The following is a 26,690-nucleotide window of genomic DNA, read 5'->3' as shown; positions in this document are numbered from 1 at the left end:
AATCCTTCTTATAGGTGAGTGTGACTCAGCGCTTGTTGCCCAGCATGTCGTCGAGGTCATCGATCATCTGGCTTTTTTCCTGAGTCGGCCCCAATTGCTGGAACATCGCTTTGGTGGTCTGGATCATCTGCAGGTGGGTCATCTTGCCCATGGCGATGGTGTCCTTGCTCTTGCCCGGTTCGCAGACATACGCGAGCGTGCGGTCGAGCCAGAACTCCTTCGGCGTCTGCCACGTGTTGGAGACTTTCAAGTGCGTAAGGGTGTAGGAAAATGGTGCGACCGACTGGCCGTTGAGAAAGCGCAACTTGCGCGTGGAGCACTGCACCTCGATGTTGTACACATCGATCATCGGCTTGCCCGGTTCTTCATACACCACAGTGACGGCCACCAGCTTCGCGCCCTTATTGTGGTTCGAGGGCACCACGGAGGTACGGTCGGCCACGTACATCACATTTTTATGGGCGCGGCCGTTGCCGTAGATGATCGACCAGTCGCCGATCGGTGTTTCTTCATCGGCCAATACCGACGTTGTGCTGATCAGCAAGACGGGCAACAGTGCCAGGCAACGCCCGACTTTGGTTAAGGTATTCAATAGCGTCCTTCCTTGAGGCTCGAAATAAGCGAAGGACTTTAGTGGTGAGGCGGCGCCGTCACAATTAGGGCGAGTGTGCTAATGGCGCATTGCTAGTTAACCAAAAAAGCCTGCGTTTCAAGGCAGGCTTAGTGTGTGCAGCGGTTGAGTTAGTCCTTACGCGCTGTCAACGCCGAGTAACCATTCATCAAGTTGCGATAGTTGGGAATGCGCTGGGACAACAGGTTCCCCAGGCCTTCGATATCGTTGCGCCAGTCGCGGTGCAACTCACACGCCACCGAGAACCAGTTCATCAGTTGTGCCCCGGCTTGCGTCATCCGGCTCCACGCCGCCTGCTGCACCGTGGTATTGAATGTGCCTGATGCATCGGTCACCACAAACACCTCAAACCCTTCCGCCAGCGCCGACAAGGTCGGGAACGCTACGCACACATCCGTCACCACACCCGCAATGATGATCTGCTTACGACCAGTGGCCTTGATCGCCTTGACGAAGTCTTCGTTGTCCCACGCGTTGATCTGGCCTGGGCGGGCGATGTATGGCGCGTCCGGAAACATCTCTTTCAACTCTGGCACCAGCGGGCCGTTGGGGCCTTGCTCGAAGCTGGTGGTGAGGATGGTCGGCAGGTTGAAGAACTTGGCCAGGTCGGCCAGGGCCAGCACGTTGTTCTTGAACTCGTTGGGCGAGAAGTCCTGCACCAGGGAAATCAGGCCGGTCTGGTGGTCGACCAGCAGAACAATGGCGTCGTCTTTGTTGAGGCGGTTGTAGGTTGCAGTGCTCATGGTTGAATCCTTTTTTGTTTAGGTTGGTGGGGCGTTGCGTTCAACATGGGCACAGATTAATGGGTGGGCGTTGGGTGATAAATCGGCTGTGATGTGTCTTACCGTCAACCCTAAGGAGACAATGTGAAGACAGGTATTTTTTGCCCGTTCGGTGTCGGTGCGAAGGCCACTTTGAGCCGTTGGCCGATGCGCAACTGTCGTGGCTCGTCGCACTGGGCAACCGATAACATTGTTGGCCCTTCGTCGAGCGTTACGTAGGCGATGCAATACGTTTCATCGTTCCGCCCGCTGTAGCTGAAGCTGTACAAGGTGGCGTTGCCGCTGGCGACGATCCAATCGGTGTGGGCGCTGCCAGTAAACGGGCTGTGGTCGCGGGGGTAGAAATACGGCTTGCCGGTGTCGAGGCAGCGGCGCAGCAATAGCTGTTCGCGGTTGGCGGCCTCCCAGAACGGTGCGCTTTCGGGGGTGATGTGCGGTGAGGTCAGGTGCATATCAAAGGCGCTCCAGAATAAGCGTCGCGCTGCCGTGCCGTGAGCCCAGCAAACCCCCGGTGCCGTGGGCCAAGGCCAGCGCGCAGTCGGGCCGTTGCACCGCCGGGTGAGCTTCTCCACGGAGTTGCCGCACCGCTTCTATCAGTCGGGCCATGCCGCCGCGATTGCCAGGATGGTTGTTGCACAGCCCCCCGCCGTCGGTGTTGATTGCCAACGGACCCACGCCGCTGATCAATTTTCCGTCGGCAACAAAGGCGCCGCCCTGACCCGGTGCGCAGAAACCGAGGTTTTCCAGTTGGAGCAGGACGGTGATGGTGAAGCTGTCGTACAGCGAGGCGTAGCGGATATCCCCGGGTTTGAGCCGTGCTTCAGCGAACGCATCGGCACTCGACTTCACCGCACCGGAAGACAGCAGGTCGAAATAGCCGCCGTTCAAATGGCTGATCGAATAACCGGCGCCAATCGGTGTAATCAACGGCCGCTTGAGGGCGCGCGCGATGGACGGATGCACCACCACCAGCGCGCCACCGCCATCGCTGATCACGCAGCAATCCAGCCGTCGCAAGGGCGCTGCGATCAACGGCGAGTTCAACACATCCTCCACCGTCACAATCTTGCGCAACATCGCCTGTGGATTGTGCTGGGCATGGTGCGATGCCGCGACTTTGATCCAGGCCAGGTGCTCGGCGGTGGTGCCGTGTTCGTACTGATGGCGCATGGCGCACATCGCGTAGAGGTTGGTCACGGCGGCGCCGTAGGGCATTTCAAAGGGCGCTTCGCAGGTGGTTTGCGGTTGATCGAGGTGACTGGCATCCGGTCGCTGGCGCTCGGCGCGCGGGCGGCCGGCCTGGGTGATCAGGGCAACGGTGCAACGCCCGTCGGCAATGGCGCGGGTAGCCTGGGCGACGTGATGAAGGTAGGAAGAGCCCCAGCTTTCTGTAGTCTCCAGGTGCCTGGGTTGTATGCCCAGGTACTCGACTATGGAGAAAGGTCCTACGCCGGGTGCGTCCCAACCGGGTACGTCACCCGCGCAGAAGTAACCGTCCACATCGCTGAGGCTAAGCCCCGCATCCGCCAAGGCGCCTCGGGCCACATCCGCATGCAGTTGCGCCAGTGAGCGATCCACCGCATGACGCGTGGGATGTTCAAAAGCGCCAACAACAAAGGCTTTGCCCTTCATGATTGGCTCCTGCGGTTGGCGTATTCGATGAAAAACGCCAGCGCCTGTGGGTCGCGCATGGCGCTGGGGTTGGCGACGCTTTGCGGATCGTGGCCCATCAGGATTCGGCGCACCGGCACTTCCATTTTTTTACCGGTAAGCGTCAGCGGAATCAGCGGCACTGCGATGATCTGGTCCGGCACATGCCGGGGCGTACAAGCCTGCCGCAAACATTCACACACGCGTTGGCGCAATGCTTCGTCCAGCACGGCACCAGAGCGCAGTTGGATAAACAGCGGCATGAAGAAACCACCCTCGGGCAGATCCAGATTCACGATCAGTGCATCGTCGATTTCCGCTATCGGCTCCAGCGCCCGGTAGATCTCAGCAGTGCCGATCCGCACCCCAAAGCGATTCAGCGTCGCATCCGAACGCCCGAGCACCTGGCAGCCTCCGCGCGCATTGAGCAGGAAAAAATCCCCATGACGCCACACGCCAGGCCAGGGTTGGAAATAGCTGTCGCGGTAACGCTCATCCCCCGGGTCATTCCAGAAATACACCGGCATCGACGGCATCGGTGACGTCACCACCAACTCGCCCACTTGATCAATCACCGCCCGGCCCTGTTCATCAAACGCATGGGCATCCACCCCCAAGGCTCGCGCCTGGATCTCCCCGGCATACACCGCCAGCGTGGGCACGCCACTCACCAGTCCCGTGCAGATATCCGTGCCACCGCTGCCCGTGGTCACCCATACATCGGCCTTGAGGTTGCGATAAAACCAGGCGTTGCACTGTGGCGAAACCGGCGAGCCCACGGGCATGACGGTGCGTAGCGCGCCCAGGTCAAAGCGCTCCCGGGGCACCACGTCGTGGCGTTTCATCAATTCGATATAGGTAGGGCTGGTGCCGAAAAAACTGGCACGACTGTCTTGCAGAATTTGCCACAGCGTATCGATATTCGGCCAAGTGGGATGGCCGTCGTACAGCACCGGCCGTACTCCGCAGAGCAATGCGCTGAACAAGGTGTTCCACATCATCCAGCCCGTGGTGGTGAAGATGAATGCGGCATCACCGGGGCGAAAATCCAGGTGCAGATGCAGGGCCTTCAACTGCTCCAGCAGAATGCCACCATGGCTCTGCACGATGGCTTTGGGCAGTCCGGTCGTGCCGGAAGAAAACAGCACCCATAGCGGATGATCGAAAGGCAGTTGCTCGCAATGGAAATCGGCGGCGGAAACCGTAGGACGTTGTTGCAACGTAGGCCAGTCGATGGCGTTTGCGAACATCAGCGTGTCATCGGGAAACAGCGCCGGCAGCACAATGACGTGCTCGATACTCTCCAGCTCGCCGGCGATATGCCGTACCTGCTCTCGCCGGTCAAATACCTTGCCGCCATAGCGATACCCATCCACCGCCAACAGCACCTTGGGAGACAGTTGCCGCACCCGGTCCAACACGCCCTCCGCGCCGAAATCCGGTGAGCAACTGGCCCAGACGGCACCGATGCAAGCACATGCACACAGCGCGATCATCGCCTCGGGGATGTTCGGCAAGTAAGCCACCACCCGGTCACCCGGCACGACGCCCGACTCGCGTAGATAGGTCGCCAGCCTGCGCACCTGGTCGGCGAATTCACTCCAGGGCAAGCCTTGCAGGCCGGTGGTTTCATTCACGTAGAGCAGCGCGTCGCCGTCCTGCTCATTGCGCAGAATATGCTCGGCAAAGTTCAAGCGTGCGCCGGGAAACCACTGCGCACCGGGCATTGCTCGATCACCCAGCACTGCCTGATGTGGGCTGCTGGCCTGCACCTGATAGTGATCCCAGATCGACTGCCAGAAGGCTTCCGGTTTATCGACCGACCACTGCCACAGGTCTTGATAGTCGGCAAACCTGAGCCCGCGCTCGCGCCTCAGCCAATCCAGATAATGCGTGAGTCGGGCGTGTTGAAGATGTTCAGGGAAGGGCAGCCAGAGCAGTTGGCCCTGGACCACGTTGTCGAATGCAGTTGCCACGATAAAAGACCTCTGACGTTTTTGTTATTCGAGTCATGGGTGCTCTTGCGTGGCGGACTGTAGCGATAAGTTGTACGTCGTACAATTAGTGGCGTTTCTGGTTTTGTTGTAAGAATTTTCAGCGGCGCAAGGCTAGGGTTTCCAGGCCGCAGAGGAGGGTATCGACGTAAAACGTGAAGCTCTCATCAAGCGCCGCGTCCACCCCATTTTGCCAGCGCAGGCTGAAACCGCGATTGCTCAACTGGTCCATATTCTCTGCGAGAGTGGGGTGTTTTTTGGCGTCGACGGTACGCAGGTTTTCCTGTACCTGGTACTGCCATGCCTCGGTGTTTTCCGGCAATGGCGCGTACTCCAGCGTGGTGAAACCGGCAAGCGCGGCAATAAACGTATTGTAGGCACCGACCAGGGAAGGGCCGCTGAAACCCGCCTGTTGCAGAGCCGCCAACACGCCTTCGACCAACTTGAAGTCAGTGCTGGAATTGGAGACCAATTGCGACCCCAACAACGGCGCGATATTCGGGTGCTGGTGCACGGCGTCATGGCAGTTGACCATCGCCGCACGCAGGTAGTCTTGCCAACGTTCCTGACGCGCTGGGGCGACATCTTCGAGGACTTTGGCCAGCACTTCGCTCAACAACAACTCCCGCGACGAGACGTACCAATAGATCGCCGTCGGGTACACCCCAAGGCTGTTGGCCAGGTTGCGCAGGCTGCATTTGTCCAGGCCATCGCGATCGATCAGCGCCAGCGCAGCTGCGATGATGGTGTCCCTGTTCAATGGGCTTTTCGCATCTTCGCCAGCGGTCTTCTTGCGCCTGCCCCGAGGGTTTGCGGTTTTGCTGGTCATTGTTGGGGGTTCCGGTTGAGCGACGGCGAAAGGATAGCGGTTCACCGATTCGCTGTCGCTCTGCCGGGGCGGTGTCAGCTTTCTCCGTAGCGCTCGACAAATGCCCGCGTGGCCGTTATCAGCCGGCTTAGCTCGCGCTCAGTCAGTGGCAAGCTCAGCGCAAACAACCCGCGTCGCGCGCTATAGATCCCACATTCGAGAAGGTGAAAGAAGAACAGGTCGCGTAGGTCGTTTCGGTCCGTTGGAATATCCGAGGGCCGACGGATGAGTAAGCCCGTGGGATGCAAATTCATCACCGAACCTTGTCCGGTAAATTGCATCGCCATGGGGGCCAGTGCTTGATTGAGCTGTCCGCGTAGCTTGTCGCCTCGAGCATTCAGATCCAATGCGGCTTCGCGGGTATACACCTGCTCCAATCCGGCGAGACCCGCTGCCATGGTCAGCACATTGTTGTTGAACGTGCCCGCATGGGAGAGGCACCCGTGACGCGGGTCGAACTGCCCCATGATGTCCCGCCGCCCACCGAGGACACCGCACGGCATGCCGCCGCCAATGTATTTGCCCAGGGTGATCAGGTCGGGCGTGATGCCGAGTTTTTCCTGCAGGCCACCGGGGCCAAGGCGCGAGGTCATCACTTCGTCGAAGATCAACAGTGAACCGTGGGCCTGGCTCCTTTCTCTTAAGCCTTCGAGAAAACCCGGCTCTGCGCAAATACACCCGCCTGCACCGAGCATCGGCTCTACCAGGATGGCCGCGATGTCGACATGCTCACGCAGCAAACGCTCGACACTCTCCAGGTCGTTATAGTCAGCCAGGTACACCCGATGCGGCACATTCATCGCTGTGCTCGTCCCGGCAAAACTCAACACGCCACCATGGTAACCGCCGTTGAACGCGATGACGCCGTTGCGCCCGGTGTAGGCTTTTGCCGCCGCCAGTGCGAGCAGATTCGCCTCGGTGCCGGAGTTGGTAAAGCGCACCTGCTTGATGCAACTGAAGCGCTCCACAATCACTGCCGCCAGCCGCGCTTCCCACTCCGTGTGCGCACTCAGATTCAACCCGTTCGCCATCGCTTTTGACAGCGCATGGGTGATCACCGGATGAGAGTGCCCATACAGCGCCGCCGTGTATTCGGCCAAAAAGTCGACATAGCGGTGCCCGTCCAGATCGTCGAGAGAACACCCGTTGCCGCCCGTCATCACCAACGGAAACGGCTCGTAAAACAGCACCGAGCGCGTGTTGCCACCCGGCATCACTCGCGCCGCCCAATCCAGCTGACGTGCACTGTTGGGATTGGCCCGGATGTACCGTTGAATGCAATGTTCCAGCTCAAGCATTCCAGGCATCACCCACCCCCTTTTTCAGCGCCGCACGTTTCGGATACACCAGCATCAACAACCCGAACCACGCCGCCGCTACGTAAAACGCCGCCCGCGTTTCCGGGTCGCGGATCACCAACACCGTCAGCACACCCAGGTAACCCAGCACCAAGACACTGCTGAGCTTGGGCCAGGGCAAACGGTAATGCACCTGGGCCAAGCCATTGCGCTGCACCTTGCGGCGATAAGCCATATGCGCCGTGATAATCACCACCCATACCCAAATCAACAGGCCCAGAATGCCGGTGATCAACAGGCTGAAAATGCGCTCCGGAATCAAGTAGTTCAGCAGCACCCCCACCAGCAAAATCGCCGTCGAGACCATCAAGCACCGCGCCGGTACCTGGTGCGGGCTCAGCACCTGCAACTGACGCGGCGCCTGCTGAATATGTGACAGCGCAAACAACATTCGGCTGGTGGCAAACAGCCCGGTATTACACGAAGACGCCAACGCGCTGATCACCACAAAATTGATCAACCCAGCCGCCATCCCCAGCCCGATGCTGTCGAACACCATCACAAACGGGCTTTGCGACGTATCGATCTGATTCCACGGATACAGCGCCATGATCACCGCCGTCGACCCCAGGTAAAAAATCGCCATCCGCCACAAAATGCTATTGATCGCACGGGGCAACGTGCGCTGCGGCTCCGCCGTTTCCGCCGCGACCAGACCGACTACTTCAATGCCCGCAAAGGTAAAAGCGGCGACAGGCACCGCAAACCAAAACCCACTCCAGCCATTCGGAAAAAACCCACCGTGCTGCCAGAGATTGGCTACCGAGGGTGTCGTCTGCGCCGACGTCTCCAGCCCAAACAGCAGAATCACCAACCCCGCCCCAATCAGTCCGACAATCGTCAACACCTTGATCAACGCCAGCCAGAACTCCACCTCGCCGAAGGTCTTCACCGCAAACAGATTGATCACCATCAACACCCCAACAGTGACCAATGCCGGAATCCACTGCGGCAACTCCGGGAACCAATACTTCATCAACACCCCGATCCCGGTCACCTCCAGCACCCCCACCAGAATCCAGATCATCCAATACGACCACCCCGTGATAAACGCCACTCGCGGCCCCAAAAACTCCTCCGCATAGGTCGCAAACGACCCACTGCTGGGCCGATACAACGACAACTCCCCCAACGCCCGCGCAATCAGATAAACCATCCCCCCACACAACGCATACGCCAGCAACAATGCCGGCCCCGCCGTGGCAATCGCTTTGCCCGACCCCAAAAACAAACCGGCCCCGATAATTCCGCCGATTGCGATCAACATCACATGGCGCTCTTTAAGCGATCGCGCCAAGCCATGGTTGGAAGAGTGAAGCGGTGTTGTGGACATCAGCATTCCCTCGTACTGCGTTGCGCAGTGGTTGTGGGTGGTGGTCCGGCTTGGGCCGGTTTTATTGTACGGTGTGCAATAAGCAGGTTTTGGGCCATCAGGCCGAAGGGACGGGGGTTTACGGCGTAGAGGGTTTGTCTAGATATGGGTGTAGGACGTTTCTTTGGGAGGGCTTTGAGTGGGGAGCGGCGGTGAGGTGTCACCAGGAAACACAGCTTGGGTGGGGGGGACACAGGGGGATTAGGAGGTGATTTTCAAGGGCCAGCAGGGCGGGTCGCTTTCATTTGCAGGACGTTTCCGAGAGAATCCCCAGCGCATTGCGCCAGCGGGGATGGGTGAATAGGCTGCGGATTGTCACTGCCTATTCAGTGATCGGGTTTAGTCGCCCGGACCTCGCTAGGCGCACGCGCCATCCCAAAGACAGGTGTCTTCTCACCTGCACTTTATGGTGGCTGTGCGCAGGGCACCTCCGGGTGCGCCGGTGCCTAGCGGCCGGTCGACTAACCTGCGTACAGCCGCCACCTCTGCTCGTTTAGTCGCGAAAGGACGGTGGTATTCACTTACCGCTAGAGGTTTTGCTATGGATAACGTTTGTTCGGTTTCACGTTCATCGCGTGCAACCAACCCTTTTGTTGTTAATGAAGAACTGAGCTTTGAGGATGCCTGGGTGCGTGTGGCGGATTTGCTGCAGTGTGCGGTGGCTACGTCGCAGGTACTTGGGGAACCGCTGGGTGCGCCACAGAGAGCGGTGATGCATTTAGTGGAGATGGCGAAGATGGTGGCGGATCGGGCGGTGGAGTGTATGCAGTCTAGCTAAGCCGCCCGCTTTGGGTCATTCAATTGTCCAACAGCCTGTTGGGCAATTGACTTGGGTTTCTTACAGACATTAAAAAGCCGGCTTGTGGCCGGCTTCTCGCTGACTGCTTCAGCTTGTTTTTGACAAACCTCACCAGCCTTCAAATCGCTCAGCCCACATTGCGTCGGGCTGAATAGTAGGGGCATCAGCGGGAACTCCTCCGCATCGCCGAGCAGGGTGGATAGCCTTCGCCACCCCCTGCCAAATGTGCGGCGCATGATACCCACATTCACTTCAGTTGCCCACCTCTGGATCCGATTTAGAGCCTTCCCAGCCCAATAAATGCTCATCCAGCGGCACGGGTGGCCTGCGGTTATTCAACGTGGACCACCAGAACACCCAGCCCACAATCTGGAAGTTCTGCTCGAACCGTTGCTCGTACGTCAGGTACTCGTCCGGATGCTCGTTGGCATTGTGGCTACGCATGCGCAATCCGCCGCCGGGTCGGTTGTAGAGGTATTTGATGCGCAGCATGCCGTCGTGTTCGACGGCGTAGATTTCGCCGTCGATGATTTGTGTGCGGCCTCGGTCGATGGCGAGGGTGGCGCCTTGTTGGATGATGTCGATCATGCTGTTGTCGACCATGTAGGCGCCCAGGGCGCGGTCGGGGTTGACGTTGAGGGCTTGGAGGGTGTGCAGGGTGACGCGGATGCGTTCGGTGGAGGTGAATGAGGGGTGGAGGTCGATCTCCACGTCGATTTTTTCTGGAGGACAGGCGGGGCCTGTGAGGTATTTGCCGCTTCCTTCGCGGATGGTGGGCAGTCCTTTTCGGGTGGTCGGGCCTTCCAGCAGGAAGTTGGCCGGTGGGTGTTTGGGGCCTTCGCCGGTGCGCAGCCAACGGCTGGAGATGCACAGCAGTTCTGCGATCTCGTTGAGTCGGCCCATGGGTACACCGCGCTTGAACCAGTTGTTCACGTGTTGAGGCGTGACGCCGCGGTTCTTGGCGAAGTCGGAGGCGGAAAGATGGACTTCCCGCAGTAGCGCTTTTAAACGATCACCTGATGTATTCATAAACACAAAGCTTACTGACCGGGACAATAGATCAAATAAACCATGCGTTGAGTTGGTCATGTAGGTCTTTGCTTAGTTGTAGCCTGATACTTCGGATTAATATCGAAATTAAACATTTTCTATAAGTAATTGCACTTGTCGTTTAGTTTTTCCCACAAAAAAAGCCCCGAATGATCGGGGCTTTTTCAATTGCCGAGGCAATGAGGAGCGGGTATCAGCCTTTGTAGGCAGCGACCGACTTCAGGATCTCGGCGCGGGCGGCGTCTGCGTTGCCCCAACCGTCGATCTTCACCCATTTGCCTTTTTCGAGGTCTTTGTAGTTCTCGAAGAAGTGTTTGATCTGCTCCAGCAACAGCGGCGGCAGGTCGGTGTATTCCTTCACGTCCACGTACAGCTGGGACAGCTTGTCGTGTGGCACTGCGATGACTTTGGCATCGCCGCCGCCGTCGTCGGTCATGTTCAGGATGCCGACTGGACGTGCGCGGATTACCGAGCCTGGGGTAACCGGGTAAGGAGTTACGACCAGCACGTCGAGGGGGTCACCGTCGTCAGCCAGGGTGTTAGGGATGAAACCGTAGTTGGCCGGGTAGAACATCGGGGTGGCCATGAAACGGTCAACGAACAGGCAGTCGCTGTCTTTGTCGATTTCGTATTTGATCGGCGCGTGGTTGGCCGGAATCTCGATGGCGACGTAGATGTCGTTCGGCAGGTCTTTGCCAGCCGGAATCTTGCTGTAGCTCATTGGGCGTTGCCCCCGTTAATTGGCCATTAAACATGGCCGGATTGGCCTAAAAGTGGCGGCGATTATAGGCACATTCTGACGCCGATGCCATGCGCCAGACGTCGTACGGTCATTCGCCTTGTGGCTGATAACGCGGGTCGCTGGCTTGCAGTTGGGTGAGGCGGGCCAAGGGGTCCTGGCGATAAAAGCGGCTGAGTTGGGCGTACACCTGTGGATAATGGCTGACCAGCAAATCCGGGGCGCTGAAAAAATATTCGCTGGTGACGGCAAAGAATTCAGCCGGGTTTTCGGCAGCGTAGGGGTCGATCTCGGTCTCGGCGTCCGGGTTGGCGTCCAGCTGGCGATTGAGGTCGTCGTAGGCGGTCTGCATCACGCTGGCCCATTCCTGCACGCGCATGTCGTTGTGCAGCGGCGGCAGGCCGTTGGCGTCGCCGTTGAGCATGTCGAGCTTGTGCGCCAGTTCGTGGATGACCAGGTTGTAGCCTTCCCAATTGCCACTGGCCAGCACGCCGGGCCAGGCGAGGATCACCGGGCCCTGTTGCCAGGCTTCGCCGCTGTGTTCGCCGTCCCATTCGTGTTCGATGCCACTGCTGTCGCGGTGACGCTGCGGGCTGACGAAATCGTCGGGGTACAGCACGATTTCATGGAAGCCCTGATACCAGTCGAGGTCGCCCAGGTTCATCAGCGGCAATTGCGCCTGGGCGGCGAGCAGCAGGCGTTGTTCCTGGTGCAGTTCGACGCCGGGCAGGGCGGTCAGGTGTTTTTCGGCTAGGAACACTACGCAGGCTTCGCGCAGCCACTGGTCCTGCTCGGCGCTGATGCCGTCGAGGAAGGTCAGGTGATGGCGCACCCGCTGCCAGGTGTCATCGGCAATCGGGTGCTTGGCCAGCAAGCGCCGGCGACGCCAGGCGCTGAGGGACCACATATCCGGTTACTGCGGCTTGGCTTCGGAGGACGCGCGGCCAAAGCGGCTGCGGAACACACCAATGATCATCGGCACCAGGGACAGCAGGATGATGAACACCACCAGCAGCGACAGGTTTTTCTTGATAAAGGGCACGTTGCCGAAGAAGTAACCCAGGGTCACCAGGCCGCCAACCCACAGGATGGTGCCGAACACGCTGAAGCCGAAGAAGCGTGGGTAAGGCATCTTGGCGATACCGGCCACGAACGGTGCGAAGGTACGCAGGATGGGCAGGAAGCGCGCCAGGGTCACGGTTTTGCCGCCGTGCTTGTCGTAGAAATCGTGGGTTTTTTGCAAGTAGTCGCGACGGAAGATTTTCGAGTTCGGGTTGTTGAACAAGCGTTCGCCGACCGTTCGCCCGATTACATAGTTGGTGCTGTCGCCCAGGATCGCCGCCAGCATCAACAGGCCGCCGAGCAGCACCGGGTCCATGCCGCCGCCTGCGGCCACGGCGCCGGCAATGAACAGCAACGAGTCACCCGGCAGGAACGGCATGACCACCAGGCCGGTTTCGCAAAAGATGACCAGGAACAGAATGGCGTAGATCCACGGACCGTAATTGGTTACCAGCAGGTCGAGGTAGACGTCGAGATGCAGGATAAGGTCAAGCGGGTTGAAATCCATGGATGGCACCTGTGTGGATGGCCCGGCTCAGCAGGCCTGTGCGGAAGCTCGGGTAATAAGGCTACAAGTGTATGCCGCTTTTCTTACAACCCTGAAAGGTCCGCATTATACGGATTGAGAGGTGAAAAGCGTGTTGGTTTTGTAGCGGGGGATGTCGTGGTTTCTCTGGCGTACACGATCTAAATGTGGGAGCGGGCTTGCTCGCGAAGGCGGTGGGTCAGTCAGACAATTTATAACTGACCCACCGCCTTCGCGAGCAAGCCCGCTCCCACAAGGGATTTTTGGTGTTGTCGGGGCTCAGTCTTCGCTAATGGGCAGTGTGTAATTCTTGAACTCCGTATCTTCGCGAAACCCAATCGACTCGTAGGTCTTCTGCGCCACTTCATTGTCGCTGCTGGTCGACACCCGCAGCCGCACCGCATGGGTCTCCTTGGCCATCTTCTTCGCCGTGCGCATCAGGTTGTCCGCCACCAGTTGCCGGCGTGCGTCTTCAGCCACGTAGATGTCATTGAGGATCCACACCCGCTTGAGCGACAACGACGAAAAGCTCGGGTACAGCTGGCAAAAGCCCAACAGTTTTTTGTCGTCATCATCCGCCAGGGCCAGGTAAATCACCGATTCCTTGCGGCGCAGGCGCTTTTCCAGGAAGTCCCGCGATGAATCCGGGAAGGGCAAGGCCCCGTAGAACTCGCGGTATTTGACGAACAACGGGGTCAACAGGTCCAGGTGTTCCAGGGTCGCTTGAGTAATCCGCATGCCAGGCCTCAACTTCCAAATGGGGGATGACCACACAAGCGGCCGTGACTCGATGCTGCCTAATGGCGCGAAAAAGCGCAATCGTGCAGCGATCAGTCATCCGGTGAACTGAGCAGGAAATTGCCTTTCATCAGGTCCGGATCATCCGATTCAATGGTCTGGACCTGCGCCTCGTCCTTGAGATTGACCCCCGACAGCTGCCGACGACACGCCTCTCGCATCAAGTACAGCAAACGATGGGCCGCCATGCCATAGCTCAGGCCTTCCAAGCGCACATTGGAGATGCAATTGCGATAGGCGTCGGTGAGGCCGACCTTGGGGTTGTAGGTGAAATACAGCCCCAGGCTGTCCGGTGAACTGAGCCCCGGCCGCTCGCCGATCAGGATCACCACCATCTTGGCGCCGAGCAATTGCCCGATTTCATCCGCCACCGCGACGCGGCCTTGTTCCACCAGAATGACCGGCGACAACGACCAGCCTTCAGCGTGGGTCTGTTCCTCCATGCGCGTCAGAAACGGCAAGGTGTGTTTATGCACGGCCAGCGCGGATAAACCATCGGCCACCACCACGGCCAAGTCGACGCCGCCGGGGTTGGCTGACGCATGGTCGCGCAGCGCTTGGGCGGATTCATCACTCAGGCGCCGCCCTAGGTCCGGGCGTTGCAGGTAGCTGTGGCGGTCGGCAGCCGCACTGTGCAGCAGCAGCGTGTCACGCCCGCGCTCCGCCAACTGGCTGCTGAGGCCCGCATGGTCAAAAGGCAAATGCACCGCGTCGCGCGCCTGGGCGTGGGCAAATTGAAAGTCCAGCTGCGCGTTGGTGGGAATGCTGGTGCCGGTTCGGCCCAGGGCAATGCGCGCCGGGGTCAGGCGGCGCAGTTCCAGCCAGGGGTTGTCAGGCAGGTCGAGTTGCACAGGCGGCTCCTTCATCCCAGTTGCGCCAAGGCTTGGCGAAAGGCCGGTGGCAGGCTGTTGCCGAAGTGCACCTTGCCGTCGGCTTGCGTGAAGATGCCCATTTTTGCCAGCCACTGTTCGAATTCCGGCGCCGGTTTTAAACCCAATGTTTGCCGGGCATAGAGCGCGTCGTGGAACGAGGTGGTCTGGTAATTAAGCATGATGTCGTCGGAACCGGGGATGCCCATGATGAAGTTGATCCCGGCCACGCCGAGCAGGGTCAGCAGGGTGTCCATGTCGTCCTGGTCGGCTTCGGCGTGGTTGGTGTAGCAGATGTCGCAACCCATGGGCACGCCGAGCAGCTTGCCGCAGAAGTGGTCTTCGAGGCCGGCGCGGATGATCTGCTTGCCGTTGTACAGGTACTCAGGGCCGATAAATCCTACGACGGTATTCACCAGAAACGGCTTGAAATGTCGGGCTACCGCGTAGGCGCGGGTCTCGCAGGTTTGCTGGTCGACGCCAAAGTGCGCGTTGGCCGACAAGGCGCTGCCTTGGCCCGTCTCGAAATACATCAAATTCTGGCCCAAAGTGCCGCGATTGAGGCTCAACCCTGCTTCATAACCTTCCTGCAGCACGCTGAGGCTGATGCCGAAACTGGCGTTGGCCGCCTCAGTGCCGGCGATCGACTGGAACACCAGGTCCAGTGGCACGCCACGATTGATGGCCTCGATGGAGGTGGTGACGTGGGTCAGCACGCAGGCCTGGGTCGGAATCTCGTAGCGCTGGATGATCGCGTCGAGCATCTCCAGCATGGCGCAGATCGAGGCGATGCTGTCGGTGGCTGGGTTGATGCCGATCATGGCGTCGCCATTGCCGTACAACAGGCCATCCAGAATGCTGGCGGCGATGCCCGCCGGTTCGTCTGTCGGATGGTTGGGTTGCAGGCGCGTGGATAAACGCCCGCGCAGGCCCATAGTGCCGCGAAATTGCGTGACCACGCGGATCTTCTGCGCCACCAGTACCAGGTCCTGCACGCGCATGATCTTGGACACGGCGGCGGCCATCTCCGGCGTCAGACCTGGGGCCAAGGCGCGTAGGGAATGTTCGTCGGCCGCATCGCTGAGCAGCCAGTCGCGCAGGCCGCCGACGGTCAGGTGGCTGACGGCGGCAAACGCCTGTTTATCGTGGGTGTCGATGATCAGGCGGGTGACTTCGTCGTTTTCGTAAGGGATCAGCACTTCTTGCAGGAAGTGTTTCAACGGGATATTCGCCAACGCCATCTGCGCCGCCACGCGCTCACCGTCGTTCTGTGCGGCGACGCCGGCGAGGAAGTCCCCGGAACGCGCGGGACTGGCCTTGGCCATCACGTCCTTGAGGCTGTCGAAGCGATAGGTTTGTACACCCACCGCGTGGGAAAAGCTTGCCATACAGTGTCTCCTTGGCGACGCGGGCAACTGCCCGCGTCGAGGTTTACGGCAGTTAGTGCAGGGCGGCCTCTGCGGCCTGGATCGCCGCGAATTCCTCTTCGGGCGTGCCTGCTACCAAGTGATGCCGGCTGTAGAAAGCAAAGTAAGCAATTAATACTCCATAGATGATCGCGGCGCCAATCACCACCCGCGGATCCACCAGAAAGCCCGCCACCACGGCCACACAGGCCAGCACCAGCGCAACGCCGGAAGTGAAGATACCGCCCGGCGTGCGGTACGGACGGTCCATTTTGGGGCGACGGATGCGCAGGGTGATGTGCGCGGCCATCATCAGCACGTAGGAAATGGTTGCGCCAAACACCGCCACCAGAATCAGCAGGTCACCCTGGCCGGTCAGCGACAAGCCAAAGCCGATGATGCCGGGGATCACCAAGGCCAATACTGGCGCCTTGCTTTTGTTGGTCTGGGACAGTTTGCGCGGCAGGTAGCCGGCGCGGGACAGTGCGAAGATCTGCCGCGAATAGGCATAGATGATCGAAAAAAAGCTCGCGATCAGGCCAGCAAGGCCGACGAGATTGACGAAGCTGCCCATCCAGGTGGAACCGCCGTAGGACAGCGCCAATGCTTCAACCAGCGGGTTGCCCGATTTAACCAGCGCGTAAGTGCCGGCTCCGCCCGGTGCGATCACCAGAATCAACAGGGCAAAACTGGTCAGCACCACAATGGCGCCGATCAGGCCACGCGGCAGGTCGCGTTTCGGGTTCTTGGTTTCTTCGGCGGCCAGGGGCACACCCTCTACGGCCAGGAAGAACCAGATGGCATAAGGGATTGCGGCCCACACACCGACATAGCCAAACGGCAGGAAGGTGCTGGCGCCTTTGGCTTCGGTCACCGGAATATCCAGCAGGTTGGCGACATTGAAGTGCGGCACCATCGCCACCAGGAACACACCCAGCGCGATTGCAGCCACGGCGGTAATCACGAACATCAACTTCAGGGCTTCGCCCACGCCAAAAATGTGGATGCCGATAAAGATGATGTAGAACGCCAGGTAAATCATCCAGCCGCCGATACCGAACAGCGACTCGCAATACGCGCCGATAAACACCGCGATGGCGGCGGGGGCGATGGCGTATTCGATCAGGATCGCGGTGCCCGTAAGGAACCCGCCCCAAGGGCCAAAGGCGCTGCGCGCAAAGCCGTAGCCGCCGCCAGCGGTGGGAATCATGGAAGACAGTTCGGCCAGGGAAAAACACATGCACAGGTACATGGTGGCCATCAGCAATGTGGCGAGGAACATCCCGCCCCAGCCGCCTTGGGCCAGGCCGAAGTTCCAACCGGCGTAGTCGCCGGAGATCACATAGGCAACGCCAAGGCCGACCAGCAATACCCAGCCGGCGGCACCTTTTTTCAATTCGCGTTGTTGGAAGTATTGGGAGTCGACTTTTTCGAAGTCGACAGATGAACTTGTAGGTTCGCTAGACATGGGAAAGTACCTTCCGTTGTTATTGTTTTTAACTCGGCCTCTGTGTGCCGAATGCACTTCGCAAGTACTTATGAAGTTCTAAAGCTATGGGAGCAGGCAAGCCAGCTCCCACACTTGATTGCATTTCAAGTTGAAAACTGGTCGCCTGCTAGAAGGCTAAGTTAGAAGAAACCCAACGGATTAATGTCGTAACTCACCAGCAAGTTTTTGGTCTGCTGGTAATGATCCAACATCATCTTGTGCGTCTCACGCCCTACGCCGGACTTTTTGTAACCGCCAAACGCGGCGTGCGCCGGGTACAGGTGGTAGCAGTTGGTCCACACGCGGCCCGCCTTGATGGCGCGGCCCATGCGGTAGGCGCGGTTGATGTCGCGGGTCCACACCCCGGCACCCAGGCCGAACTCGGTGTCGTTAGCGATCGCCAGTGCTTCGGCTTCGTCCTTGAAGGTGGTGATGCTCACCACCGGGCCGAAGATTTCTTCCTGGAACACACGCATTTCGTTGGTGCCCTTGAGCAGGGTCGGCTGGATGTAATAGCCGCCGGCCATGTCACCGGTGAGCTTCTCGACCTTGCCGCCGGTCAGCAGTTGCGCGCCTTCGCCCTTGGCGATTTCCAGGTAGGACAGGATCTTGTCGAACTGCTGCTCGGACGCCTGGGCGCCGACCATGGTGTCGGTGTCCAGCGGGTCGCCGCGTTTGATCGACTCGATCTTCTTCATCACGACTTTCATGAAGTCGTCGTAGATCGACTCTTCCACCAGCGCACGGGAAGGGCAGGTGCACACTTCGCCTTGGTTGAAGAACGCCAGCACCAACCCTTCGGCGGCTTTCTCGATAAAGGACGGCTCGGCTTTCATGATGTCGGCGAAGAAGATGTTCGGCGACTTGCCGCCCAGTTCCACGGTCGACGGAATGATGTTCTCGGCCGCCGCATGCATGATGTGCGAGCCCACGGGCGTCGAGCCTGTGAAGGCAATCTTGGCGATGCGCTTGCTGGTGGCCAGGGCTTCGCCGGCTTCTTTGCCGAAGCCTTGAACCACGTTCAACACGCCAGGTGGCAACAGGTCACCGATCACCTCCAGCAACACGGTGATGCCCAGCGGGGTTTGCTCGGCGGGCTTGAGTACCACGCAGTTACCGGCGGCCAGGGCCGGGGCGAGTTTCCACGCCGCCATCAGGATCGGGAAGTTCCACGGGATGATCTGGCCGACCACGCCCAGCGGTTCATGGAAGTGGTACGACGCCGTGTGTTCGTTGATTTCGGCGCTGGTGCCTTCCTGGGCGCGGATGCAGCCAGCGAAGTAGCGGAAGTGGTCGGCGGCCAGTGGGATGTCGGCGTTGAGGGTTTCACGCACGGCCTTGCCGTTGTCCCAGGTTTCGGTGATGGCCAGCAGTTCGAGGTTCTGCTCGATACGGTCGGCGATTTTCAGCAGGACCAGCGAGCGATCCTGGGCCGAGGTCTTGCCCCAGGCGTCGGCGGCGGCATGGGCGGCGTCCAGGGCCTTGTCGATGTCTTTGGCGGTGGAGCGCGGGAATTCGGCAATTGCCTTGCCGTTGACCGGCGAGGTGTTGGTGAAATAGTTGCCATCGACCGGCGCAACGAACTCGCCACCGATGTAGTTGCCGTACTTGGCCTTGAACGAAACGATGGCGCCTTCAGTACCGGGGTGTGCGTAACGCATGGTGGGTATCTCCTGGCTTTTATGTTTATTGGGAGCGCAGCGCAGCAAGCGCTTGATAAAGCGTAGAGCAAAGGTTGGGCCACCGCCTTGCTGGCCAGGCAAATCAAGGGGTTAGGCTTTGTAGCAAGGCGTTGCTGTGGCAGCCTTGATACACCCCGTGTGACAGTTTGTGCCACAAACGGTACAGCCTGTGACCGGTGAGTCGCAGCGGGATTGCATTGCCTGGAAGGCTGGGGGATGCTGGTGGTTCTCACGCAGGGAGAATAATAAGAAATGCACAACGATCATTTCAGCCGCCATGCCCAGCAAGTCCTCACCGTGGCGCATGGCCGCGACCCGTCCAGCGATCCGTCCATTGCCCGCTCCTGGCTGCGTTGTCTGGAGGATTACCACCTCGACCCTGCGCAAACCATTGCACCGACTGTGCTGGAACATGGTCGCTTGCTGGAAAGCCGCGAGCGCCTGCAACAAGTGCTGCACATCGCCGGCAACGAGATGAACAGCCTGCATCAGCAGCTTTCGGGCGCCGGCCATGCGGTGTTGCTCACGGATGCACGCGGCGTGATCCTCAACTGTGTCACCGCGCCGTCCGAGCGCAAGATCTTCGAGCGTGCCGGGTTGTGGCTGGGCGCGGATTGGAGTGAGGCCTGCGAGGGCACCAACGGCATCGGCACCTGCCTGGTGGAGCGCCAATCCCTGACTATTCATCGTGACGAACACTTCCGTGGCCGGCATACCGGGTTGACCTGCTCGGCGAGCCCGGTGTTCGATCCCCATGGGGACCTGCTGGCGGTGCTGGACGTGTCCTCCGCGCGGGAAGCGGTGTCGCGCCAGAGCCAGTTTCACACCATGGCGCTGGTGAACCTGTCGGCGAAGATGATCGAGAGTTGCTACTTCCTGCGTCATTTCGAGAACCACTGGCTGCTGCGTTTTCACTTGCAGGCCGAGTCGGTGGGGCTTTTCAGCGAAGGGTTGCTGGCTTTTGACGGAGAAGGGCGCATCTGTGCGGTCAACCAGAGCGCGTTGAACCTGTTGGGCCAGATGCGTGGCGGCTTGTTGGGGCAGCCGGTGGAAGCGTTTTTCGACTGTTCCCTGGATCAATTACTCGGCCGCGCCAGCGCCAATGCCACGGCCAGTTGGCCGCTGCGCACCCGTGATGGTCGACAACTGTTTGCCGCATTACGTGGGCAGGTGCGCAGCGCACCAGCACCTTTCATTAAACCTGAGCCTGCTCCGTTGCCCGGCATCTGCCTGGGCGATCCGACGTTGCAACAGGACTTTCGCAAGGCGCTGCGGGTATTCGAGCGTGATGTGCCACTGTTGATCAATGGCGAAACCGGTTCCGGCAAAGAGGCCTTCGCCAAGGCCGTGCACCTGGCCAGCCAGCGCGCCGACAAGGCATTCGTCGCGCTCAACTGCGCGGCCATCCCGGAAAGCCTGATCGAGAGCGAGCTGTTCGGCTATCGCGGCGGCAGCTTTACCGGTGCGCGCAAAGAAGGCATGCAAGGCAAGTTGCAGCAAGCCGACGGCGGCACCTTGTTCCTCGATGAAATCGGCGACATGCCCCTGGCGCTGCAAACCCGTCTATTAAGGGTGTTGGAGGATCGGCTGGTGGTGCCGCTCGGCGGCGAGCCCCAGGCGGTGAACGTACGAATTATCAGCGCAACCCACCGCAATCTATTGGAGCGCGTGCAGGACGGCAGCTTCCGCGAAGATTTGTATTACCGGCTCAATGGCCTGGAAGTCGGCTTGCCGCCGTTGCGCGAGCGTAGCGATAAGTCCCAGTTGCTGGATTTCCTGCTGGCCCAGGAGGCCAATGGTGAGTCGGTGGCTCTCGACCCATCGGCGCGTGGCGCGTTGTTGGCGTTTGCCTGGCCGGGTAACGTCCGCCAGTTGCGCACGGTACTGCGCACCCTGGTGGCGCTGTGTGATGGCGGGCGTGTCGGCCTGGAGGATTTGCCCGCGCAGATCCGTCAGGCCCGACCCGTGCCGGTCGCGCAGGTCAAGCCGCTGGAGTCACCGCTGGAAGACGCCGAGCGCCTGGCGTTGCTCACTGCTTTGCAGCAACAACGTTGGCACATGACACACACGGCGGAGCAACTGGGCGTCAGCCGCAACACGCTGTATAGAAAGCTGCGCCGGCACGGCATCGCACGTCACGCTCTCAGCTAAAGGGTGCGATTTTTGCCCCCCTGCGCTAACCTGCCTCGATGTTTTACGAGGTCGACTATGCACATTCATATTCTCGGTATTTGCGGCACGTTCATGGGCTCGATGGCGGTTCTGGCCAAAGAGCTGGGCCATCACGTGACAGGCTCCGACGCCAACGTCTATCCGCCCATGAGCACGCAACTCGAGGCCCAGGGCATCGAGCTGACCCAAGGCTACGACCCGTCGCAATTCGACCCGGTCCCGGACCTGGTGGTGATCGGCAATGCCATGTCCCGTGGCAACCCGGCGGTCGAATACGTACTCAATAAAGGTTTGCCTTATGTGTCCGGCCCGCAATGGCTGGCGGATCATGTGCTGCAAGGCCGTTGGGTGCTCGCGGTGGCCGGCACTCACGGCAAGACCACCACCAGCAGCATGCTCGCCTGGGTGTTGGAACACGCAGGCATGAGCCCAGGCTTCCTGATCGGCGGCGTGCCGCAGAACTTCTCGGTGTCGGCGCGCCTGGGCGACACGCCGTTCTTTGTGATCGAGGCGGATGAATACGACAGCGCCTTCTTCGACAAACGCTCCAAGTTCGTTCACTACCGCCCGCGCACAGCGATCCTGAACAACCTGGAATTCGATCACGCCGACATCTTCCCTGATCTGCCGGCTATCGAGCGTCAGTTCCATCACTTGGTACGCACTATTCCAAGCGAAGGCCTGGTGATCCACCCGACCACCGAACCTGCCTTGCAGCGTGTGATCGAGATGGGCTGCTGGACCCCGGTGCAAACCACCGGCGTGGGTGGGCAGTGGCAGGTCAAGCTGCTCAGCGAAGACGGTTCCAGATTTGAAGTGCTGTTCGAAGGCGAGGCCCAAGGCGTCGTCGTGTGGGACATGACCGGCCAGCACAACGTCGCCAACGCCTTGGTCACCCTGGCGGCTGCGCGGCATGTGGGTGTGGTGCCGTCCATGGGCATTGCCGCGTTGAGCGCTTTCAAAAGCGTGAAGCGCCGCATGGAAAAAGTTGCCGACGTGAATGGGATTACCATCTACGACGACTTTGCCCACCACCCGACGGCCATTGCGACTACGTTGGACGGCCTGCGCAAGCGTGTCGGCGATGCGCCGATCATTGCGATTGTCGAGCCGCGCTCCAACTCCATGAAGCTGGGTGCCCACCGCGATGGCCTGCCGGAAAGCGTCAACGACGCCGACCAGGTGGTCTGGTACGCACCGGCCAACCTCGGCTGGGACCTGCCGGGAATCGCAGCGCTGTGCACCGTGCCTTCAACTGTGTGTGACTCCATCGAAGGCATCATCGAACACGTCAAACACCAGGCCAAGCCGGGCACCCACGTGGTGGTCATGAGCAACGGCGGCTTTGGTGGCCTGCACGGCAAACTGGCCGAGGCGCTGAAATGAGTGGCCCGGAACGCGTCACGCTGGCGATGACCGGCGCCTCCGGTGCGCCTTATGGTTTGCGCCTGCTGGATTGTCTGGTGCGCGAAGACCGTGAGGTGCACTTCCTGATCTCCAAGGCGGCGCAACTGGTGATGGCCACCGAGACCGACGTGGCGCTGCCGCCCAAGGTGCAGATGATGCAGGCCTTCCTCACCGAATACACCGGTGCGGCGGCGGGGCAGATCAAGGTCTACGGCAAAGAGGACTGGATGTCGCCCGTGGCGTCTGGTTCGGGTGCGCCGGCGGCGATGGTGGTGGTGCCGTGTTCCACCGGCACCCTGTCGGCCATTGCCACGGGAGCCTGCAACAACCTGATCGAGCGCGCAGCGGACGTGACCTTGAAGGAGCGCCGCCAGTTGATCCTGGTGCCCCGTGAAGCGCCGTATTCGAGCATTCACCTGGAGCACATGCTCAAGCTGTCGAACATGGGCGTGACGATTCTGCCGGCCTCGCCGGGTTTCTATCACCAGCCGCAGACCATCGATGACCTGGTGGATTTTGTGGTGGCGCGCATTCTCAACCTGCTGAATATTCCCCAAGACATGCTGCCGCGTTGGGGCGAACACCATCTGAGCAGCGATGAATAAGGCGCTGCTGATCCTGCTGGCGCTGCAACTGACGGGCTGCGCCACCGCGCGCACGTTGGACGCGGCGCAACCTGGCGCACCGGTGGTGTATGCCGGAACGCGGTTGGATTTGTATGCAATGAATGGCGGTTGCTGCGCCAAGGACAGGTTTGGTGCCGAGGCGCCGGCTTATCCCGGTGTGGATCTGCCGGCGAGTGCGTTGCTCGATACCTTATTGTTGCCGCTGTCGGTGTTGACGGTACTTGGGGTTGGCTTCAATGCCACAGGGGGCCTATAGAGGTGTATTGCCTGTGCTGGCCTCATCGCAGGCAAGCCAGCTCCCACATTTGATTGGGTTCACACAGCTCCAAATGTGGGAGCGGGCTTGCCCGCGATGAGGCCCTTCTGTTCAGCACAAAACTACTTGCCGAGTTTGCGCAACTCATCCGACTCCACCACCCGCACCCCGTCCTGCTCTTCCAGCGCCAGGCGCCACATGGCCCGGGCCAGTTCGCACACTTCAATGCCGTGGTATTTGCCCGGAATCAGTCGCGACAACGGCCCGGCCAGTTGCTCCGCCAAGCGCGGTTCCAGCCGTTCCCCCAATAGCAACGACGGCCGCACGATGGTCAGTTGTGGCCAGTCTTGGGCTTTGAGTGCTTCTTCCATTTCCCCTTTGACGCGGTTGTAGAAGATCGAGGATTTTGGATCGGCGCCAATTGCACTGATCACGATCAGGTGGCGTGCGCCCATTTCCCGCGCGCGTTTGGCGAAGGCCACGACCATGTCCAGATCGACGGCGCGAAACGCCGCTTCGGAGCCCGCCTGTTTGATGGTGGTGCCCAGGCAGCAGAAGGCCAGGTCCACCTGGCCACTCAGCTGCGGCAGGAACACCGCCGGGTCGCCCACCGGGTTTTCCAGGTGCGGGTGTTCGGCCAATGGCTTGCGGCTGGGCGCGAGTACGCGGGTCACGGTGGGTTCGTTGAGCAGGCGATCGAGCAGGTGTTCGCCGGTAAGGCCGCTGGCTCCGGCGAGCAAGATATGCTGAGGCGTCAGGTACATGGTGTTTCCCCCTTGTTACACAGTTCAGCTTAGTTGCCTTTGGCTTCCTTGCTATTCATTGAGACGCTTTCGAGCGCCTTTCGTGCCTGCTGTTTGCGTAATAGTTGCCAATGGGCGATCACACCCTTGGGTGCCCAGATCTGCGGTTCGGAGGCTTCGAAGTTGTCCGCCTGCTCGCGTTCGGCCACATGCAGCTGTGCCAGCTTGAAGGCTTGCTGCAAGTCGTCGGTCTGGTTGAAGGCTTGGGCGAAGAGGGCGTCGCCAAAGTAGGTGAAGTCGGCTTCTTCGGAGCAACCGAAGGACACGCGATCAGCGCGGGAGGCGGTCATGATCAGGGTGCGCTCGTCCTTCAAGGCCGGGATGAAACCACCGGAGTAGCAGGCCGAGATCACCACGATCTTGTCGCGATTCTTCAGCGGTGCCAGCACGGCGGCGAGTTCATCGGCGGGCAGGTCGGCCAGCTCCATGCGCGGTTGGTCGAGCACCAGTTCGTGTTCGTGGGTGCCGTGGCTGGTCATGTAGATAAACACCAGGTCTTCCGGGCCGGTGCGGTCGGCCAGGGTCTGCACGGCGCGGCGCAGGCTTTCGCGAGTGGCCAGCGGGCGGTCGGCAATGTGGTCGCGGTGGTTGACCAGGCGAATCTGCCCGCGTGCACCGAAACGGGTGGCGAGCATGTTGCTGACGTAATCGGCTTCGCGCAGGAACACGCTCTGCTTGCCATCGCCGGCCACGGCCAGGGTGTACAGCTCCACCGCCGGAGTGGAGGCGGGCACGGCGGCGAGGGCTGCGTCGAGCAGGCGACCCTGAGCCAATACGCCGATTTCCAACGGGTCGGGCAGCAGTTTGCCGTCGGCGTCACGCACGCGCATACCGTTGACCCAGGTGCCGGCCTGTACGGTGCCGTCGGTGAGTACCAGGGTGCCTTTGCCTTGATAGCTGTCGCTTTCGAAACCGCCGATATAGAAGCTGCCGTCGGTGAGGTTCAGGCGGCCTTCGCCGGTGAAGCGCCAATCGCTGAACTGGCCGACATAGTGGCTGCCATCCACGCCGATCAATTCGCCCTTGCCGCTGAGCGCGCCTTCCTTGAACTGGCCGATCCACACGTCGCCGTCGGCGTTCTCGTAGCGGCCCTTGCCGTTCAGTTGGTTCTGTTTGAACTGGCCGACATAGATGTCGCCATCGGCGCTGTTGAACGTGCCATTACCCTCCAGCTGGCCATCGACGAAATGGCCGCTGAACTGGTTGCCGCTGTCGTCGTTGCGCTGGCCTTCGCCATTCGGCTTGCCGTGGGCGAACTGGCCCTGGTATTGGCTGCCGTCGGCCAGCTCCAGGCGGCCGAGGCCGGAATACTGGTCGTCCTTGAACTCGCCGCGATAGGTCATCTGCCCCTCTTTGAGGGTGCCTTCGCCATTGCGTCGACCATTTTTGAAGCCGCCGACATAGTGGCTGCCCGCCGTGGTCAAGCTGCCTTGGCCGTCGAACAGGCCCTGTTGGAACTGGCCTTTATAGACTTCGCCATTGCTGCCATGCCACTCGCCCTGACCGTGCCACTGGCCTTTATCGAACTGGCCGGCGTACCAGCTGCCGTTGGGGTAGTCCACGCGGCCCTGGCCTTGCAGCAAGCCATCGACCACATCGCCCCGGTAACGGCCGCCGTCGGGCAGGCGCGCATCGGGCGGCAACAGCGATTCGCCGTCTCCGCAAGCGGTGAGCAACAGGGCAAGGGCGAGGGGAGCAAGTGGGCGCATAGCGGGATCCGGATAATTGAGCGCCGAGTATGCCGCAGCTGCGAGTTTCATACATAAATTTACATACACTGTGGTGAGGTTTATATCCCCACCACAGGCACGGGCTTACACGAAGTAGAGCGACAACGACTCGGCAATGTAAGCCGGTTTTTCCTGGCCTTCGATTTCCAGGGTAGCGGTGGCCTTGAGCAGCCATTGGCCGGGTTTTTTCTCGATGACGTCATTGAGCGTCACGTTCAGGCGCACCTTGGAGTTGACCTTGACCGGCTGAATGAATCGCACGCTGTCCAGGCCATAGTTGACGGCCATCTTCAGGCCTTCGGGCACAATCAGCAGGTCTTCCATCAGCTTGGGCATCAGCGACAGCGACAGGAAACCGTGGGCGATGGTGCTGCCGAACGGGGTTTGCGCGGCCTTGACCGGGTCGACGTGGATGAACTGATGATCGCCCGTGGCCTCGGCGAACAGGTTGATACGCGCCTGGTCGATGGTGAGCCATTCGGAACGTCCCAGTTCCTTGCCGACATAATCTTTGAGCTGCGCTACGGGTACATAGGGCATTGCGTCTCTCCTTGGTTCATCACGCTGTGTACAACGTCTGGTTTTTTATGGGTTACAGAGAACCAATGTAGATCATCATGG

The 26,690-nt window shown here is 60.1% G+C and carries 25 protein-coding genes; 5 read left to right on the top strand and 20 right to left on the bottom strand.

Annotation, left to right across the window (positions count from 1 at the left end):
- Positions 1–25: 25 nt before the first annotated feature.
- The 8 genes from ACP7BX_RS22025 to ACP7BX_RS21990 all read right to left on the bottom strand — a co-directional run bounded on the left by ACP7BX_RS22025 (position 26) and on the right by ACP7BX_RS21990 (position 8,550).
- Entirely contained in the window at positions 26–592 is a 567-nt protein-coding gene (locus ACP7BX_RS22025) for a hypothetical protein (protein WP_426131729.1), read from the bottom strand.
- A 149-nt stretch (positions 593–741) separates the two neighbouring features.
- Positions 742–1,374 carry an isochorismate family cysteine hydrolase YcaC gene (gene ycaC, locus ACP7BX_RS22020; RefSeq protein WP_016978556.1) on the bottom strand — a complete coding sequence of 211 codons (633 nt, stop codon included), beginning with the start codon at positions 1,372–1,374 and terminating at the stop codon, positions 742–744.
- 110 nt (positions 1,375–1,484) lie between these two features.
- On the bottom strand, positions 1,485–1,865 hold the full coding sequence (locus tag ACP7BX_RS22015; protein ID WP_426131727.1) for a Zn-ribbon domain-containing OB-fold protein: 381 nt from the start codon (positions 1,863–1,865) through the stop codon (positions 1,485–1,487).
- Position 1,866: 1 nt separating this feature from the next.
- A complete protein-coding gene (locus ACP7BX_RS22010; protein WP_426131725.1) occupies positions 1,867–3,045 on the bottom strand; it encodes a thiolase domain-containing protein in 1,179 nt (392 codons plus the stop codon).
- A complete protein-coding gene (locus tag ACP7BX_RS22005) occupies positions 3,042–5,039 on the bottom strand; it encodes an acetoacetate--CoA ligase (protein ID WP_426131723.1) in 1,998 nt (665 codons plus the stop codon). Before ACP7BX_RS22005 ends, ACP7BX_RS22010 begins: the two co-directional genes overlap by 4 nt.
- 118 nt (positions 5,040–5,157) lie before the next feature.
- Positions 5,158–5,886, bottom strand: coding sequence for a TetR/AcrR family transcriptional regulator C-terminal domain-containing protein (locus ACP7BX_RS22000; protein ID WP_426131721.1), 729 nt, complete (start codon positions 5,884–5,886; stop codon positions 5,158–5,160).
- Between the two features lie 74 nt (positions 5,887–5,960).
- Positions 5,961–7,223: an aspartate aminotransferase family protein gene (locus tag ACP7BX_RS21995; RefSeq protein WP_426131719.1), complete on the bottom strand. Its 1,263-nt coding sequence runs from the start codon at positions 7,221–7,223 to the stop codon at positions 5,961–5,963.
- Positions 7,216–8,550, bottom strand: a complete 1,335-nt coding sequence (locus tag ACP7BX_RS21990) for an amino acid permease (RefSeq protein ID WP_426131717.1) — start codon at positions 8,548–8,550, stop codon at positions 7,216–7,218. Before ACP7BX_RS21990 ends, ACP7BX_RS21995 begins: the two co-directional genes overlap by 8 nt.
- A gap of 646 nt (positions 8,551–9,196) precedes the next feature.
- Between ACP7BX_RS21990 and ACP7BX_RS21985 the strand changes: the two genes are divergently transcribed.
- Positions 9,197–9,433 (top strand): hypothetical protein, encoded by a 237-nt coding sequence (locus ACP7BX_RS21985; RefSeq protein ID WP_426131715.1) that lies wholly within the window; start codon positions 9,197–9,199, stop codon positions 9,431–9,433.
- A 273-nt stretch (positions 9,434–9,706) separates the two neighbouring features.
- Here ACP7BX_RS21985 and ACP7BX_RS21980 read toward each other — a convergent pair whose 3' ends face one another.
- The 9 genes from ACP7BX_RS21980 to exaC all read right to left on the bottom strand — a co-directional run bounded on the left by ACP7BX_RS21980 (position 9,707) and on the right by exaC (position 19,054).
- Positions 9,707–10,483, bottom strand: a complete 777-nt coding sequence (locus tag ACP7BX_RS21980; RefSeq protein WP_178951373.1) for a LexA family transcriptional regulator — start codon at positions 10,481–10,483, stop codon at positions 9,707–9,709.
- Positions 10,484–10,697: 214 nt separating this feature from the next.
- On the bottom strand, positions 10,698–11,225 hold the full coding sequence (gene ppa / locus ACP7BX_RS21975; RefSeq protein ID WP_003219382.1) for an inorganic diphosphatase: 528 nt from the start codon (positions 11,223–11,225) through the stop codon (positions 10,698–10,700).
- 109 nt (positions 11,226–11,334) lie between these two features.
- The gene (locus ACP7BX_RS21970; protein ID WP_426131713.1) at positions 11,335–12,150 is read right to left on the bottom strand and encodes a zinc-dependent peptidase; all 816 of its coding nucleotides are present in this window, start codon (positions 12,148–12,150) and stop codon (positions 11,335–11,337) included.
- Positions 12,151–12,156: 6 nt separating this feature from the next.
- On the bottom strand, positions 12,157–12,813 hold the full coding sequence (locus ACP7BX_RS21965) for a DedA family protein (protein ID WP_033898377.1): 657 nt from the start codon (positions 12,811–12,813) through the stop codon (positions 12,157–12,159).
- A 297-nt stretch (positions 12,814–13,110) separates the two neighbouring features.
- Positions 13,111–13,569, bottom strand: coding sequence for a GNAT family N-acetyltransferase (locus ACP7BX_RS21960; protein WP_038846327.1), 459 nt, complete (start codon positions 13,567–13,569; stop codon positions 13,111–13,113).
- Positions 13,570–13,661: 92 nt separating this feature from the next.
- A complete protein-coding gene (gene eutC, locus ACP7BX_RS21955) occupies positions 13,662–14,495 on the bottom strand; it encodes an ethanolamine ammonia-lyase subunit EutC (protein WP_038846326.1) in 834 nt (277 codons plus the stop codon).
- On the bottom strand, positions 14,492–15,886 hold the full coding sequence (locus ACP7BX_RS21950; protein ID WP_426129884.1) for an ethanolamine ammonia-lyase subunit EutB: 1,395 nt from the start codon (positions 15,884–15,886) through the stop codon (positions 14,492–14,494). Before ACP7BX_RS21950 ends, eutC begins: the two co-directional genes overlap by 4 nt.
- A 52-nt stretch (positions 15,887–15,938) precedes the next feature.
- On the bottom strand, positions 15,939–17,372 hold the full coding sequence (gene eat, locus ACP7BX_RS21945) for an ethanolamine permease (RefSeq protein WP_269132116.1): 1,434 nt from the start codon (positions 17,370–17,372) through the stop codon (positions 15,939–15,941).
- A 161-nt stretch (positions 17,373–17,533) separates the two neighbouring features.
- Entirely contained in the window at positions 17,534–19,054 is a 1,521-nt protein-coding gene (exaC, locus tag ACP7BX_RS21940; RefSeq protein ID WP_016978566.1) for an acetaldehyde dehydrogenase ExaC, read from the bottom strand.
- A 273-nt stretch (positions 19,055–19,327) separates the two neighbouring features.
- Here exaC and ACP7BX_RS21935 point away from each other — a divergent pair, with 273 nt between their 5' ends.
- From ACP7BX_RS21935 to ACP7BX_RS21920, 4 genes are read left to right on the top strand one after another with little or no spacing between them, the layout of a single operon-like run.
- Positions 19,328–21,226: a sigma-54-dependent Fis family transcriptional regulator gene (locus ACP7BX_RS21935; RefSeq protein ID WP_426129886.1), complete on the top strand. Its 1,899-nt coding sequence runs from the start codon at positions 19,328–19,330 to the stop codon at positions 21,224–21,226.
- A 57-nt stretch (positions 21,227–21,283) separates the two neighbouring features.
- Positions 21,284–22,633 (top strand): UDP-N-acetylmuramate:L-alanyl-gamma-D-glutamyl-meso-diaminopimelate ligase, encoded by a 1,350-nt coding sequence (gene mpl, locus ACP7BX_RS21930; protein ID WP_426129888.1) that lies wholly within the window; start codon positions 21,284–21,286, stop codon positions 22,631–22,633.
- The gene (gene ubiX, locus ACP7BX_RS21925; protein ID WP_017735613.1) at positions 22,630–23,259 is read left to right on the top strand and encodes a flavin prenyltransferase UbiX; all 630 of its coding nucleotides are present in this window, start codon (positions 22,630–22,632) and stop codon (positions 23,257–23,259) included. The genes mpl and ubiX overlap by 4 nt, the downstream gene beginning before the upstream one ends.
- Positions 23,252–23,536: a YceK/YidQ family lipoprotein gene (locus tag ACP7BX_RS21920; RefSeq protein ID WP_016978571.1), complete on the top strand. Its 285-nt coding sequence runs from the start codon at positions 23,252–23,254 to the stop codon at positions 23,534–23,536. Before ubiX ends, ACP7BX_RS21920 begins: the two co-directional genes overlap by 8 nt.
- Before the next feature lie 122 nt (positions 23,537–23,658).
- Here ACP7BX_RS21920 and ACP7BX_RS21915 read toward each other — a convergent pair whose 3' ends face one another.
- The 3 genes from ACP7BX_RS21915 to ACP7BX_RS21905 all read right to left on the bottom strand — a co-directional run bounded on the left by ACP7BX_RS21915 (position 23,659) and on the right by ACP7BX_RS21905 (position 26,609).
- On the bottom strand, positions 23,659–24,300 hold the full coding sequence (locus ACP7BX_RS21915; protein WP_426129891.1) for an oxidoreductase: 642 nt from the start codon (positions 24,298–24,300) through the stop codon (positions 23,659–23,661).
- Positions 24,301–24,329: 29 nt separating this feature from the next.
- Positions 24,330–26,048, bottom strand: coding sequence for a C13 family peptidase (locus ACP7BX_RS21910; RefSeq protein WP_426129893.1), 1,719 nt, complete (start codon positions 26,046–26,048; stop codon positions 24,330–24,332).
- Between the two features lie 105 nt (positions 26,049–26,153).
- A complete protein-coding gene (locus tag ACP7BX_RS21905) occupies positions 26,154–26,609 on the bottom strand; it encodes a MaoC family dehydratase (RefSeq protein ID WP_269132112.1) in 456 nt (151 codons plus the stop codon).
- Between the last annotated feature and the right edge of the window lie 81 nt (positions 26,610–26,690).

The organism is Pseudomonas sp. DWP3-1-3b3 (assembly GCF_049896305.1).
Lineage (GTDB): Bacteria > Pseudomonadota > Gammaproteobacteria > Pseudomonadales > Pseudomonadaceae > Aquipseudomonas > Aquipseudomonas azotoformans_A.
This window is presented reverse-complemented; position numbering and strand designations above follow the sequence as displayed.